The organism is Brevibacillus sp. HB2.2 (genome assembly GCF_013284275.1).
Lineage (GTDB): Bacteria > Bacillota > Bacilli > Brevibacillales > Brevibacillaceae > Brevibacillus > Brevibacillus brevis_D.
The window spans coordinates 1-16,935 of record NZ_JABSUV010000001.1 but is presented as its reverse complement, the minus strand read 5'-3'; the positions used below and the strand labels follow the sequence as shown (position 1 = coordinate 16,935).

The 16,935-nt window shown below is 46.7% G+C and carries 1 protein-coding gene and 1 pseudogene; both read left to right on the top strand.

What is annotated here, in order from left to right; all coding sequences use genetic code 11:
- Window positions 1–491: 491 nt before the first annotated feature.
- A complete protein-coding gene (gene lgrA / locus HP401_RS00010; protein WP_173603592.1) occupies window positions 492–7,319 on the top strand; it encodes a linear gramicidin non-ribosomal peptide synthetase LgrA in 6,828 nt (2,275 codons plus the stop codon).
- Window positions 7,320–7,323: 4 nt separating this feature from the next.
- Window positions 7,324–16,935: pseudogene (gene lgrB / locus HP401_RS00005) on the top strand (linear gramicidin non-ribosomal peptide synthetase LgrB); the annotation flags it as partial.

Here is a 16,935-nt window from a genome sequence, read left to right as displayed (position 1 = left end):
AAAAATCCCCTTTCCTAAGATTTCTCTGTGACTCCAATTGCGTGTGCAGTACTCATATCGTAACCTTTTTATCCAATTCGGAATATTAAAAGACTGTAAAAGTGATGCATGTAATACAAAAATCGTCAGAAACAACTGGAAATGGAGACACAGAGGCAATTTCATTTCAGAGTGAAATGTCATGTTGACCGAAGAGTAGCGTTGAAAACGGGAGTTGTCAGAAAATGTCAGTTTTTACCAGTGGTAAACTTACCTCCTTTCATCGCTCAAAACTAGCAGAGTAGCGCCTTTTTGCGTTCTTTCCTCTAATTGTTGGGCACAAAAAAATAAAAAAATTTACATACAACTACTTGCAGAAAACCATATTTTTGAGTTATATGTAAAATCATGTAACAAAAAGTAAAAAAGTGGCACAACTTCCATCTAGGATGATTTTCAATCGAAGTCAACTTTTTGTCAACGAAATTATGAGAAATGCTGGTGATGTTTTTTTGAGAATACTATTCCTAACAACATTCATGAGCAAAGAAAACAGGATTGTCCAGTACTTGGAATCAAGAAACCACGAAGTCATCGTGTGCACGAAAAAATGGGACCAACAAACCGAATATTTGGAAGAAGTCGATTACGTTGTCAGTTACGCGTACGGCTATATTCTGGGTAAGGAAATCGTTTCCCATTTCAAAGGGCGCATTCTCAATCTACATACATCCCTCTTGCCCTGGAACAAGGGGAGAGACCCTGTTTTCTGGAGTATTTGGGATGAGACACCAAAAGGGGTTACGCTCCACCTCATAGACGAGAACATCGATACAGGCAATATTCTTGTTCAGGAAGAGATTTCTTTTGATGAAGAAGATACACTGATCGATTGTTACAACAAAGCGAATCAGGTGATTGAAGAACTGTTCATCCGAGAGTGGGAGAACATCGTCAGTGGGCGGATCACACCAATTCCGCAACCATCTGGTGGAACGATTCACTACAAAAAAGACAGGGATTTCTACAAAAACCTGAATATGACCACCGTAAAAGAACTGCTGGCCTTAAAGCGTTTTTGTGGGGAACGAACACAAGTGGAGAAGCAGAGCGATAAAACCTATCATCAGTTGTTTGAACGACAAGTCGAAGTGTCACCGGACAGTCTAGCAGTTCTCTATCAAGACCAGTCCCTGACATACAAACAGCTTAATGAGCGAGCCAATCAGCTAGCCCATAACCTTTGTGCCAAAGGAATTAAGCCCGACGATCTTGTGGCGCTCATGATGGACAGATCACTGGATATGTTGGTGAGTATTCTCGCCGTTCTAAAGGCTGGAGCAGCATATCTCCCAATCGATCTGGATTATCCGGATGAACGAATTGCTTATATGTTAAACGACAGTGGTGCACCCGTTTTATTGACACAGACTCCGCTTATAGAGAAGGCGAAAAGCATCTGCGAAGTAGAAGTGATCGATGTGTGTGACCCTGGTAGCTTCAGCGACAGTAGAGAGAATCTACCACATGTCAATCGATCAACAGATCTCGTCTATGTCATGTATACATCGGGATCGACAGGCTTGGCGAAAGGCGTCATGATCGAGCATCGCAACTTGGTAAACTTTTGTGAATGGCATCGCCAGTACTTCGAGGTGAGCTCTGAAGACAAAGCCCTTGTCTATTCCAGTTTTGCATTTGACGGATCTGCCTTAGATATTTTTCCCTATCTGCTCACGGGCGCTTTGTTACACATCGTGCCAACTGCACTGAAGTATGATCTGATTGCCTTGAATGATTATTGTAACCAAGAAGGTATTACGATCAGCTTTTTTCCGACAGGAGCAGCAGAACAGTTCATGCAGATGGATAATCGTTCTTTTCGAGTGATGCTCACAGGCGGGGATGTACTAAAAAGGGTTGAACGGCGCGGTGCTTACAAGCTTTACAACTTGTATGGGCCGACAGAGTGCACGATTGTTGCTACTACTTTTGAGGTGGACAAGCAATACCAGAGTATTCCGATTGGCAAGCCTATCGCTCATACTTACATCCTCATTTTGGACGAAAAGCTGGCATTGCAGCCGATTGGGGTAGCGGGCGAGGTATTTATCCTCGGTGAAGCGTTGGGACGAGGATACGTGAACCGACCAGATTTGACCGCTGAAAAATACATCACTCATCCGCAGACAGGTGAGCGCATGTACCGTACGGGAGATAGAGCACGCTGGTTGCCTGACGGGAACATCGAGTTTTTGGGCCGCCTCGACAATTTAGTAAAAATTCGCGGATATCGAATCGAGCCAGGAGAAATTGAGCCTTTCCTCATGAATCATCCAAAGGTCGAAATGGCAACCGTTATCGCCAAAGAACGGGAGGATGGCCGCAAATTCTTAGTTAGCTATTATGTTGCTCCTGATGAAATCCCTTTTCACGAGCTGAGGGAATGGCTCGGAAATGATCTTCCTGATTACATGATCCCGACGCACTTTGTTCACATGGAGACTCTACCACTCACCACGAATGGAAAGGTAGATAAGCGGGCGCTGCCAGATGTACAGGGAGATGAGGAGCTGCTGAGGGAAATTTATGTCGGGCCAACTGATGAGCTTGAACAACAATTGGCTCAAGTGTGGAGCAGCGTGCTAGGAGTTTTGCAGGTGGGAATCGACGACCATTTTCTTGAATGCGGTGGGGACTCGATCAAGGCCATGCAACTCATTTCCCAGTTCAAGAATATCGGATTCGATTTGAGATATGACCAGCTTTTTAAGCATCCAACGATTCGCCAATTGAAACGTTTGTTCACAGAGCAAGAGCAGACGAACCTACAACCATTGCAGGAGCTGGGCGTACAACAGGAATACGAGACATCCGCGGTGGAGAAACGCATGTACTTCATTCAGCAGCAGGATGTAGAGTCGATTGCATACAACGTGACATTCACGGTTGACTTTCCCCATTCCGTAGATGTGGAGCATATCCAGATGGCCTTGCAGGAGCTGGTGATGCGTCACGAAGGATTACGAAGCACGTATCACATGCATGATGACGAAATCGTAAAACGAATTGTCACGTTCGCCGAACTATCATTTGTCCGTCAAACGGGTGCAGAAGAGGTACTACACAGCCTACTAGCAGAGCACATCAAGCCATTTGATTTGGCAAAAGCGCCATTGCTCCGGGCTGGAATCATTGAAACTCCTGACAAACAGGTTCTCTGGCTCGACTCCCATCACATCCTCATGGATGGCTTATCCAAGTCGATTTTGTTACGGGAATTACAGACTTTACTCGAACGACAGCAGCTTCTCCCTTTACAGAGTACCTACAAGTCGTTTGCGCACTGGCAAAATGACTGGCATTCAAGCGAGGAATACAAACAGCAAGCTGCTTACTGGAAAACTCTTCTAGAGGGCGAGCTTCCTGTTGTCCAGCTTCCTACACGAAAACGTCCACCGCAACTGACATTTGATGGGGCTACGATCACGTATCGCGCAACCAAAGAACTCACGAGAAAGCTCAAGACCACAGCAACCAAACACGATGGAACCCTCTATATGCTGATGCTCACCATCGTATCTGTCTGGCTATCCAAAATGAATAACGACAGCAAGCAAGTCATACTAGGTACCGTAACAGATGGAAGACAGCATCCGGATACCCGAGAGATACTTGGGATGTTCGTGAATACCTTGCCACTTCTACTCTCGGTTGAGCATGAAGAAAGCTTTTTATATAACCTGCAACAGGTTAAGCAAGAGCTTTTATCTGCTTTGCAAAACCAGTACGTTCCCTTTGATAAAATTCTCGAAGGCTCTGGCGCAAAACGCGACGGGAATCGCCATCCCCTGTTTGATGTGATGTTCATGATGCAAAGCGCATCGGAGACAGGGTTGGAAAATCACATGCGTCATATCAATAACAGGATTAGCAAGTTCGACCTGACACTAGAAGCAGTGGAGCGGGAGAATGAGCTGCATATTGTTTTTGAATACAACACACGGTTGTTTGATGAAAGCATGATCAACCGCATGATTGCGCAGTTTGAACATCTCCTTTTGCAAGCTGTTCACGGCTTGGAGGAGCAAGTTAAAACGTTTGAACTAATGCCCCAAGAGCAACGCCTCGATTTGTTACTAGGGGTAAACGATACATCCAAAACATACTCCAGCAAATTGATCATGCAGTTGTTAGAAGAATGGGCGACTTCTACACCGGACAAGATCGCATTGGTACTCGGCGAACAGTGCATGACGTATCGAGAGCTGAACGAACGAGCAAACCAACTGGCACATACCCTCCGAACTAAAGGGGTGCAACCAGACGATCTAATGATGCTTATAGCGGAACGATCCTTCGAGATGATAGTGGCCATTTTCGCCGTGTTAAAAGCAGGTGGAGCCTATCTGCCGATCGATCCGAACAGTCCGTCTGACCGAATTTCCTACATTTTCACAGACAGCGGCGCCAAGCTAGTGGTAGCACAGTCCCGTTTCGTTGAAAAAGCAAGCTTTACAGCGGATGTTATGGATTTGAATAGCGAGAGTAGCTTTTCCCCAGATACAAGCAATCTACCATTGGTTAACATGCCGGATGACCTCGTGTATGTCATGTACACATCGGGCTCAACCGGGAAGCCAAAAGGCGTGATGATTGAACATGGGGGGCTGCTCAATGTACTCCATGCCATGCAGGATGAATATCCGCTTACGTGTGAAGATGCAATCCTGCTGAAGACGACCTACATTTTTGATATCTCTGTAGCCGAAATTTTCGGGTGGGTTCCTGGGAATGGAAGATTGGTGATTCTCGAGCCAGAAGCAGAAAAGAATCCCAAAGAAATATGGCAGGCCGTAGTCAAAGACGGGGTCACCCACATCAATTTCGTGCCATCCATGTTGATTCCGTTCGTCGAATATCTGGAGGGGCGAAACGAAGCCAACCGATTGCGGTACATCCTTGCTTGCGGGGAAGCGATGCCGGATGATCTCGTGCCAAAGGTGTATGAAGTACTGCCGGAGGTGAAATTGGAAAACATCTACGGGCCAACAGAAGCGACGATATATACGTCCCGTTATTCGCTCGCAAAAGACTCACTGGAGAGTCCTGTCCCCATCGGAAAGCCACTGCCCAACTATCGAATGTACATCGTCAATCAGTACGGACAGTTGCAGCCAATAGGCGTTCCGGGCGAACTCTGTATCGCTGGAATAAGCTTGGCGAGAGGATATTTGAATAACGAAGAGCTGACCGCGGAAAAGTTTGTTGCCCATCCATTAGAGGCCGGAAAGCGTATCTATCGCACAGGTGACCTGGCACGCTATCGTGAGGATGGCAACATCGAGTATCTCGGACGGATGGACCATCAGGTAAAAATTCGTGGATACCGCATCGAGTTGGATGAAATTCGAAGCAAACTGATTCAAGAAGAGTCCATTGATGATGCGGTGGTTATGGCCCGAGTGGACCAGAACAATCAGGCATACTTATGCGCCTATCTGCTTTCCGCGAAGGAATGGACAGTCAGTCAATTGCGCGACTTGCTTCGCCGTGATTTGCCAGAATATATGATACCTGCCCACTTCGTGCTTATGAAGGAGTTTCCCCTTACATCCAATGGCAAGCTAGATCGCAAGGCCCTGCCCGAACCGGATGGAAGTGTAAGAAGCGAAGTGGAATATGTAGCACCGCGCTCAGAAATAGAAAAGGTTCTTGCCGAAATTTGGGGAGAAGTACTTGGCATCGAGAGAGTAGGGATTCAAGACAGCTTTTTCGAGCTTGGTGGGGATTCAATCAAGGGTTTGCAGATCGCGTCTCGTCTGCAACGGATGAATCTCATGATGGCAGTCAATCATTTGTTTAAATATCCAACGATCGAACAAATGGCACCGTTTATCATTTCCGAGAGTATCAATATCGATCAGGGACTGGTAACAGGGCCTGTCTTACTTACGCCGATCCAGCACTACTTCTTTGAACGGATTTCATCAAGCAGACAGCACTGGAATCAAGCAATGATGGTTTTCAGCCGAGAGGGTTTTCATAGCGAGCTACTGATGGAGTCTCTCCATGCGCTAGTCCTTCATCATGATGCCCTGCGCATGAGCTTTACCGAATCGGATGAGGGATTTGTCCAATTCAATCGGGGCGACGATGGTAATCTGTTCGTATTCCAAGTGTTTGATTTTACAGAAGAGCTGAATGTTCGAAACAAAGTGGAAGAAGAAGCAAACCGTCTGCAAGCCAGTATGAATTTACAAGAGGGACCTCTGGTTCAAGTAGCGCTCTTCAAGACAAGAGTAGGTGACCATCTGTTTTTCGCGATTCACCATCTGGCTGTTGACGGTGTGTCCTGGCGAATCCTTCTGGAAGACTTCCGAATCGCCTATCAGCAAGTAGCCTCAGGTAATCCAATTGCTATACCGGAAAAAACACATTCTTATCAAAAATGGGCAAAAGAGCTGAAAACCTTTGCCAATAGCAAGAAGCTTGTCAATGAACTAGCTTATTGGAAAAAAGTCGAATCCATTCCGTCCCCTCCCTTACCAAAGGATCAGGAGACCATTTATCAGACCGAAATGGAGACGATAACAGCATCGGTTCGTTTCTCCAAAATGCAAACGGAACAATTACTGCGCCATACAAATCACGCCTACCAAACGGAAACGCAAGAGATCTTGTTGACTGCCTTGGGAATGGCAATGCAGGAATGGACAGGGGCAAACGATGTAAAGGTCTTTTTGGAAGGACATGGACGTGAAGAGATTGTCAAAGGCTTGAATGTCTCCCGTACGGTAGGTTGGTTCACTTCCCTTTTCCCTGTCGTGCTGCCTGTAGCCAAATCGGGCCAATTGGGGGAGCAGATCAAGCTGGTCAAAGAAACGATGCGTGCCATTCCTAATAAAGGAATCGGGTATGCCATCCTAAAGCATCTCACAGAGATCGAGCACAAGCGAGACATCCATTTCACACGCCAACCCGAGGTTGTGTTCAATTATCTGGGACAGTACGATGCCGATCTGGACAATGAGCTTTTTACATTATCGGATCTACCAGAGGGTAGAATACTAGGGCCTCATGCCGAGCGCATGCACCCGCTCGATATCTATGCCAAGATTATCGGCGGAGAGCTGGTTATCTATTTGAATTACAATCGCCATGAGTATCACAAAACGACGATAGACAAGCTCATGGGAATCTATCAATTTCATTTGAACGCTATTATTTTTCATTGTATAGAAAAGAAAGATTCTGAGTTAACACCGAGTGATTTCGTGGACAAGAAGCTCTCTCTGGAAGAACTCGATGACATTATGGACTTGATAGGCGATTTGTAAGTAAATGTACCTCAGGAGGAGAGTAGACGTGTCAAGTAAAAAGATCGCCAATATATATCCGTTATCTCCCATGCAAGAGGGAATGTTATTTCATTCCCTCCTGGACGAAGGAACAGAGTCCTATTTTGAACAATTGCGCTTTACCATTAGAGGATTCATCGATCCAGCTATTCTCGAACAAAGCTTAAACGCGCTGATAGCGCGACACGATATTCTCCGAACTGTCTTTATCCTTGAGAAGGTTCAGAAGCCACGACAAATTGTACTCAAGGAAAGAAAGACAAACGTTCAGGTGATAGATATCACACACCTCTCTGAAGACGAGCAAGCCATCTTTTTGGAGGATTATACTAAAAAGGAACGTCAGAAAAACTTTGATTTGGCAAAAGATGTGCTCATTCGCCTGACTCTTATCCAAACCTCTTCTGACGCATATACCCTGATCTGGAGTCACCATCACATTTTGCTAGACGGCTGGTGCATTCCGATTGTGTTACATGACTTTTTCCAAATCTATCAACAAGTAAAAGCCGAACAACCAGTAAATCTCGGCCAAGTTTATCCGTACAGTAAGTACATAAGCTGGTTAGGGGAACAGGATGCAGAAGAAGCAAAAGACAACTGGTCACGGTATTTAAGTGACTATGAGCCGACCACATTTATTCAAAAGCAGGGTACCGGAATCAAATACAATCAAGCAGAGCTGGTCTTCACGATTGGTCAGTCGTTGACGACCGAGTTGAATCATATCGCAAGACAATTGCAAGTAACGGTAAACAACCTCTTTCGTACAATTTGGGGTCTCATGTTGCAGCGCCAAAGCAATATCGATGATGTTGTATTCGGATCGGTTGTCTCTGGCCGTCCAATCGATATCCCAAACGTCGAGCAGATGGTTGGACTTTTCATCAATACCGTACCGATCCGTGTTCAAATGAGAGACAATCAAACGTTTTCTGATCTGGTGAAACAAGTACAAGAAGAGTCAAGCTCGCTGGAAAAATATCATTATCTTTCTCTCGCGGACATTCAAAAAAATCAACAACTGATCGATCATATTATTCTGTTCCAAAACTACCCGATGGGCGCAGAGCTTTTGACCCGTCTGAATCAATATAACCAAGAATTCACTCTCACAAAGCTGCATGCCTTTGAACAAACCAACTACGACCTAAACATAATGGTCACCGCAGATGATACCCTCACAGTTACGTATTTATACAATGCATCCGTATTTACGGAGGATCAACTCCAACACCTCAATCAACAACTCATTACTATCATGACGCAAGTGACAAATACACCAGATATCCTTCTAAAAAATCTAGAAATAATCAATTCCGAAGAGAAGCACCTTCAGCTCCATACTTTTAATGATACATATCGCCATTATCCTGTTGATTATCTGATTCACCAGATTTTTGAAGAGCGCGCAGAGAAACAACCACACCACATTGCGCTGGTCATGGGAGAGCAAAAGCTTACGTACCGTGAGCTAAACGAAAAAGCAAATCAACTTGCTACATTTTTACGTGCAAAAGGGGTCGGGCCGGAAAGCATTGTCAGCTTGCTCACAGAACGTTCGGCGGAGATGATCATTGCTATTCTTGCGATTTTTAAAGCAGGCGGCGCCTATTTACCAATCGACCCGGCTCATCCGAAGGACCGCATTGAATACATTTTACAGGACAGCGGCAGTATGCTGCTTCTTACAAAAAAACGTTTTTTAGAGACAATTGATTTCGCTGACCGGATCTTTGATCTAGAGGCGGATGAGCTTTATCAGGGAGCACCGGGCAATCTTGCAAATGTAGCCCAAGCGAGTAATCTTGCATACGTCATCTATACATCGGGTTCAACAGGCAAACCGAAAGGCGTCATGATCGAGCATGCGAGTCTCTTGAACCAAATCTTCGCACTGCAAGAGCAATATCCGCTTCAAGAAAAAGATGCGTATTTGTTAAAAACGACTTATACCTTCGACGTATCCGTCGCAGAAATCTTCGGTTGGATTCTCGGTAACGGCAGACTGGTGATTCTCGAACCTGGCGCAGAGAAAGAAGCTGACAAAATTTGGGAATCCATCGTTTATTATGACGTAACTCACGTCAATTTTGTTCCATCTATGCTCATTCTTTTTGTCGAGTATCTCGAGGGGCGAAAAGAGGCAAACCGACTGCGATACATCATGGCTGCCGGGGAAGCCATGCCGAATGATCTTGCGTCAAGAGTATATCAAGTATTGCCAGAAGTGAAAGTGGAGAACATCTATGGTCCGACAGAAGCTACCATTTATGCTTCCTGCTACTCACTCACTGCAGACTTGATAGAAAATCCTGTGCCTATTGGAAAGCCTTTGGCCAACTACCAAATGCATATCGTCAATCAACATGGGCAGTTACAGCCAATCGGGGTTCCTGGTGAATTATGCATTGCCGGAGCTGGATTGGCGAGGGGTTATCTAAACAATGAAGAGTTAACGAACGAAAAGTTTGTTCCCCACCCGTTTGAAGCAGGCAAACGCATGTACCGGACAGGCGACCTGGCTCGTTATCGCAAGGATGGAAATATTGAATACCTCGGACGAATTGACCATCAAGTAAAAATTCGTGGCTTCCGGATCGAGTTGGACGAAATTCGTAGCCGGTTGATCGAAGAAGAATCGATTCGCGATGCAGTGGTAGTGGCACAAACAGATCATAATCATCAAGCGTATCTATGCGCCTATATTATCGCCGATCAGATGTGGACTGTTGCCTCATTACGTACACTGCTTCGCCAAACGCTGCCAGATTACATGGTTCCGTCTCATTTCATTCAAATGGAAGAGTTCCCTCTGACCTCGAGCGGCAAAATTGATCGCAAAGCCTTGCCGCTTCCAGATGGCGATGTGCAAACAGGCAACGCGTACAGTGCGCCGCGCAATCCGATTGAGGAATTGCTCGCCCGAATTTGGGAGGAGGTCCTTGGTGTATCACGAGTCGGGATTCACGATAATTTTTTCGAATTGGGCGGGCATTCGCTTTTAGCGACACAATTGCTGTCCCGTACATCCAAGGTATTTCAGACCCAGCTTCAGATGCGTGAGATTTTTACCTATCAGACAGTAGCAGAATTGGCTGAACGAATTCAAATCACTCGCCAAGGTGCTGAGCCGATAAAGCAAAGTCCGATCAAACCGCTTTCCTTGGACAGTACTCAAGAGTTACCACTGTCTTTCGCCCAACAACGTCTATGGTTCCTTGATCAACTGATCCCGAATAGCGCCATGTACAACATTCCGGTCGGATTCCGTCTGCGTGGAGCAGTCGATACGAATGTAATGGAACGTGCTTTGAATGAAATGATCAACCGACATGAATCACTTCGAACAACGGTGAAAGACATAGAAGGACGAGCGGTCCAAGTGATTCATACACAGGTACATTTTCCACTTCCTGTCACTGACCTACGCGACTTGCCAGCAGAGGAAAAAGACACGATCTGGATGAGTATGGTGGAAGAGGATGGCGCGACGCCATTCCAGCTGGATCAATGGCCGTTGATGCGGGCAGCGTTGATCCTACTGGAGGAACAAGAGTCCGTTCTCTGGATAAATATGCATCACATCATCTCAGACGGTTGGTCCATGGATGTATTGGTGAACGAGCTAAGTACCATCTATGAAGCATTCGTCAAAGAAGCAGAAGTACCGCTTGCCGATTTACCCATTCAATATCGGGATTACGCAGTCTGGCAACGAGAGAATTGGCAAGGCAATGTATGGGAGCAGCAGCTCAGTTATTGGAAAAAGAAGCTGGGACAGAGTGAACCACTTTTGCCCCTGCCGACCGATCGTCCACGGACAGTCGTGCAAAGCTATCGCGGTGACAATTATTCATTCTACGTGCCGAGTGAAGTAGGGCAAAAGCTACGCGAGCTAGGAAGACAAGAAGGCGCGACGCTGTTCATGACGCTCTTAGCGGCATTCAAGCACTTCATGTACCGTTATACGCATACCACAGATATTCTGATCGGAACACCTGTTGCGGGACGTAATCGTCAGGAAATAGAAAACCTGATCGGATTCTTTGTCAACATGCTGGTTCTTCGAACGGACCTGTCGAACGATCCTACATTCGTTGAACTGTTGCGACGTGTTCGTGAGACGGCATTTGATGCTTTTGCCAATCAGGATATTCCTTTTGAAAAATTGGTCGATGAATTACAAATTGAGCGCAGTCTCAGCTACTCACCGCTTTTTCAGGTACTTTTCTCCGTACAGGGAATGTCAACGGGTGTACGTAAAGGTGCGACGATCTCCATTACACCTAATGAAGTCAATCTCAACAAGACGACCAAATTTGATTTGACACTCACCATGATTGAAGACGAGGATGACGGACTCAAGGGTGTGTTTGAATACAGTACAGATCTATTTGATCGGACGACGATTGTGCGCATGGCAGAGCATTTCCGCAATCTTTTGCAAGCTGTTGCGACCAATCCAGCGCTGAAAATAACAGAAGTTGAACTGTTAGGGGATGGGGAGCGAGATCAGCTGCTCGTCGGTTGGAATGATACTGAGGTTGATTATTCCCGCGATCTTTGTGTGCACGAACTTGTTGCCGAGATCGCACAAAAGTTGCCTGATCAGCTTGCAGTTTCAGGTGAGCAAGGTGCAATCACCTATGCAGAGCTGGATGCGAAGGCCAATCAGCTCGCTCATTTCTTGTTAAAACAAGGGATTGGCTCGGAAGACTTGGTAGGAATTTGCGTGGAGCGTTCCATCGAGATGTTGATCGGACAACTCGCCATTCTCAAAGCAGGTGCCGCTTATGTGCCGATGGATCCTGCTTACCCGCAAGAACGACTCGCTTTTATGATCAAGAACGCTCAGATGTCTTTGGTCTTAACCCAAGAGCGTTTGGTAAGTGCGTTACCAGCAGGCGCTGCAACGTTCCTTTGCTTGGATCGAGATTGGGATGGAATGGCTACGATGAATTCGGTTGCACCGGCGGTTACGACGAAAGCTGAACAGCTCGCCTATGTTATCTATACGTCAGGTTCAACAGGAACGCCAAAGGGAGTCGAGATCGAGCACCGATCACTCTTGAATCTAATCCATTGGCATCAGCGAGCGTACAACGTAAACGCTGCTGACCGTGCATCGCAAATAGCTGGTACAGCTTTTGATGCTTCGGTATGGGAGATTTGGCCGTATTTGACGGCGGGTGCTACGATTTGCCTGCCGCAGGAAGAGATTCGTCTCGTACCGGAAAAACTGCGTGATTGGATAGTCGAATCTGGTATCACGATAAGCTTTTTACCAACACCCTTGGCAGAGAGTTTGCTTACGGTGAATTGGCCAGCCGGATCAGCATTGCGCTACATGTTGACGGGTGGAGATACTTTGCACCAGTACCCGTCTGCTGATCTACCGTTTACGCTGGTAAACCAGTATGGCCCAACAGAAAATACCGTCGTGGCTACTGCTGGCATCGTGCCTGTGCAGGGAGAACGAGAAGCGGCACCTTCCATTGGACGTCCCATTGACAACGTATCTGTCTATGTACTCGACGCAAGCAGAAAGCCTGTGCCTGTAGGAGTTGTCGGGGAGCTTTACATCGCGGGGAAAAGCTTGGCTCGCGGCTATCTGAATCGACCTGACCTGACGGAAGCCAGTTTTGTACCGAATCCGTTCTCTACAGATGAAGGGGCGCGGATGTACCGCACTGGCGACTTGGTTCGATATTTGGCAGATGGAAGTTTGGAGTTTATTGGACGAGCTGATGATCAAGTAAGCATTCGCGGATTCAGGGTTGAGCTAAGGGAAATAGAGTCGGCTTTGTATGCACATGCAGCTGTTTCGGAAGCAGTAGTGATCGTCAGGGAGGATTTGACGCCTGGTGTCAAACGACTGGTGGCTTATGCCGTGCTTGATGAGGGAGAAGAGGTACAGACGAATGAATTGCGTCAGTCTTTGAAAGATAGACTTCCAGACTACATGGTGCCTTCTGTCATCATACGGATGGATGCTCTGCCTCTCACTCCTAACGGAAAGGTAGACCGCCGTGCTTTGCCGTTACCCGATACCGTGCGAGCCCAATGGGAAGATGGCTATGTTGCCCCACAAACGGAAATAGAATACAAGCTCGCCGAAATCTGGCAAGGAGTTCTAGGTGTAGAGTCAATCGGGATTCACGATAACTTTTTCGAACTGGGCGGCGACTCGATATTGACGATTCAGATTGTCGCGCGTGCCAATCAGGCGGGTATCCGATTTACACCAAAGCACTTGTTTGACTCTCAAACATTGGCAGAATTGGCTGCAAGTGTAGTAGTTCTTGAGGATGCACCACAAGTGTATAGGGAGCAGGGGGTTGTTACAGGCGAATTGCCTCTGACACCCATTCAGACGTGGTTCTTTGAACAGGAAATTTGCCATGTCAACCACTGGAATCAATCTGTCATGCTTGCTGTGCGTGAAGAAATGGATGCGAGTTTGTTAGCAAAAGCTTTTGCGGCGATTCTTGCACACCATGATGCCTTGCGCCTGCGCTTTCGGAACGTCAACGGGAAATGGGAGCAATATCTTGATGTCGTTTCGGATGAGGATGTATTTCAGGTAGTAGATTTGACGACGGCTGTACGTGAAACAGAAATAGAGGAACAAATGCAAGCCATTGCAGACGAGCTACAAGAAAGTCTGGATATCGAAAAAGGACCATTGCTTCGTGCTGCTTACTTCCAATGCGGGGACAAACAGCGTCTGTTCATTGCGATTCATCATCTCGCTGTCGATGGGGTTTCCTGGCGAATTATTCTGGAAGACTTGCAAACGGCCTATCAACAATTGATCGAGTTGCAACAGCTGAATTTGCCTCAGAAGACGTCTTCTTTTAAACGATGGTCAGAACAGTTGACACAGTACGCAGAGCAAAGCGTAGTCGACGAATACTGGGTGACTCTGGATACAAGTCATGTAGTAAACCTGCCTGTTGACCATCCGAATGGAAAGAACACAGAAGGTCTGGCCGTTCAAGTAAAGGTAAAGCTGGGCGTGGACGAGACACGTGCCTTGTTGCAGGAGGTACCAGCTGCTTACCGTACTCAGATTAACGATGTGTTACTCAGTGCTTTGATCCGAGCCTATAACAACTGGACGGGGCAACAGACACTTTATGTTTCCGTTGAGGGACACGGGCGTGAAGAGATCATCGATGGCGTGGACATTTCCCGAACAGTAGGCTGGTTCACAAGCATGTACCCGGTCTTGCTGGAAATGGAGCCACAGACGCCTTGGGGTTCCCTGATAAAATCAGTCAAAGAACAATTGCGGTCGATTCCTGACAAAGGGATTGGCTACGGCATTCATCGTTATTTAAGCAAAGATCAACAAACGATAAATACCCTGCAAGCTTATCGGCAACCTGAGATTAGCTTCAATTATTTAGGACAATTTGATCAGGACCAAACGGCTGATTCTTCCTTGTTCCAGATCATTCCGAACTTTTCAGCATCCAATTTGAGCAGGGATGAAGCCCGAATCCATACACTTGATTTCCAGAGCATGGTGGCGGGAGATCAGTTAGAAATGACCTGGACGTACAGTGGCGATATGTACGAACAACAAACGATTGAAGAGCTCGCTCGTGACTATGTGCAATCATTGCAAGCGATTGTTGCCCATTGTCGCTCTGAAGAGGCAGGTGGCTATACACCTTCCGATTTCGCGTTAGCGGAGTTGAATCAAACCAGCCTCGACAAGTTTATCGGAAACAATCGTCTGATCGAGAACATTTACACACTCACCCCGTTACAAGAGGGGATGCTGTTCCACTCTCTTTATGAGCAAGCAGGCGGGGACTACGTCGTTCAACTGGTCGTGAATTTGGATCACTTGAATGTGGCGAAGTTTTCAGAAGCATGGCAAAAAGTTGTCGAGCGTCATGCCATCCTCCGAACCTCCTTCTTATGGAGCGGATTAGATAAACCGCATCAGGTTGTTCATACAAAAGTAACAGCACATATTGAACATCTGGACTGGAGTCACTTACCGAAAGAAAAGCAAGAAGCGAACTTACAAACGTATCTCGAACAAGATCGCAAGCGAGGCTTTGATCTCGCTCACCCGCCATTGATGCGTTTGTCGTTAATTCGTCTCGATTCAAAAACCAGTCAGCTCGTTTGGAGCTTTCACCATATGTTGTTGGATGGTTGGAGTACACCGATCGTCCTAAACGATTGGTTGGCCTATTATCAAGCATCTGTTGATGGTACCAAAGCAGAACTGCCTGTCGCTCCTCCGTTTTCCACTTATATTGCCTGGTTAAAGCAGCAGAGTCTTGAGGCATCAGAGCAGTATTGGCGAAAACATCTGCGTGGCTTCCGTACACCAACTCCTCTTAGCATGGGGAAACCGGGTGGAAGGGCTGTGCAACAAAAAGAGTACGCAGATCAAATGATACTTTTATCGAAGGAAACAACTGCGAGTCTGCAAGCTTTTGCCCGTAGGCATCAACTGACGATGAATACGCTGGTCCAAGGGGCGTGGGCGTTGATTTTAAGTCGTTACGCAGGTGAGTCTGAAGTAGTATTTGGGACAACCAACCTGGGACGTCCTACAGATTTGCGTGGAGTGGACTCCATGGTGGGTCTGTTTATCAACACACTCCCTGTTCGCGTGCTTTTCTCGGAACAAGTGACGGTGATCGACTGGCTGCAGAACATCCAACAGGAACAGAGTGCAATACGTCAGTACGAGTTCACACCGCTCGTAGACATTCAAAGCTGGAGTGAAGTGCCGCTTGGACAGGCGTTGTTTGACAGCATACTCGTTTTCGAGAACTACATGTCTGGTGCAAAAACAAATGCGAATACAGACATGTCACTAAACGCAATCAAAGCAGTTGAGCAGACGAACTATCCATTGACATTGGTGGCTGCGCCTGGCGAAGAACTATTGCTCAAGCTGATTTATGAAACAAATCGATTCGATCAGATCACCATGGATAAAGTATTGGCTCAATTGATCAAAGTATTTGAGTCCATAATGGCTCAGCCTACGGACCATCTCTCTGCTATTTCATTCTTCACAGACGAGGAACGCCACAAACTGTTAGTGGAATGGAACGCAACCGAAACGGAATATGCTCGTGACGCGGTGATGCACCAGCTATTTGAAGCACAAGTCGTCGCAACACCGGATGCGGAGGCTTTAATCGTCGGAGAAGACAGACTGACGTACGCGGAGCTGAACCGCCGAGCAAACCAGCTGGCTCACTATCTGCGTTCTCAAGGAATCGGTCCAGAGGTCTTGGTGGCTGTTCTCATGGAACGTACGACCGAAATGATCGTTGCCATGATGGGCATTCTTAAAGCTGGTGGCGCGTATGTGCCGATTGATCCCGCGTATCCACAAGAGAGAATCGGCTATACGCTGGAAGATTCGCAAGCGGCGATCCTGTTGACCCAAGGAAGCCTGCTATCCATGCTGCCTGAACAGACAGCACAAGTGATTTGTCTAGATCGTGATTGGGAGACTATCGCAGAGCAAAGCGAAGAAAACCTGCTTAATCTCGTAGAGCCAACGAACCTTTCGTATGTCATTTACACCTCGGGCTCGACAGGTCTT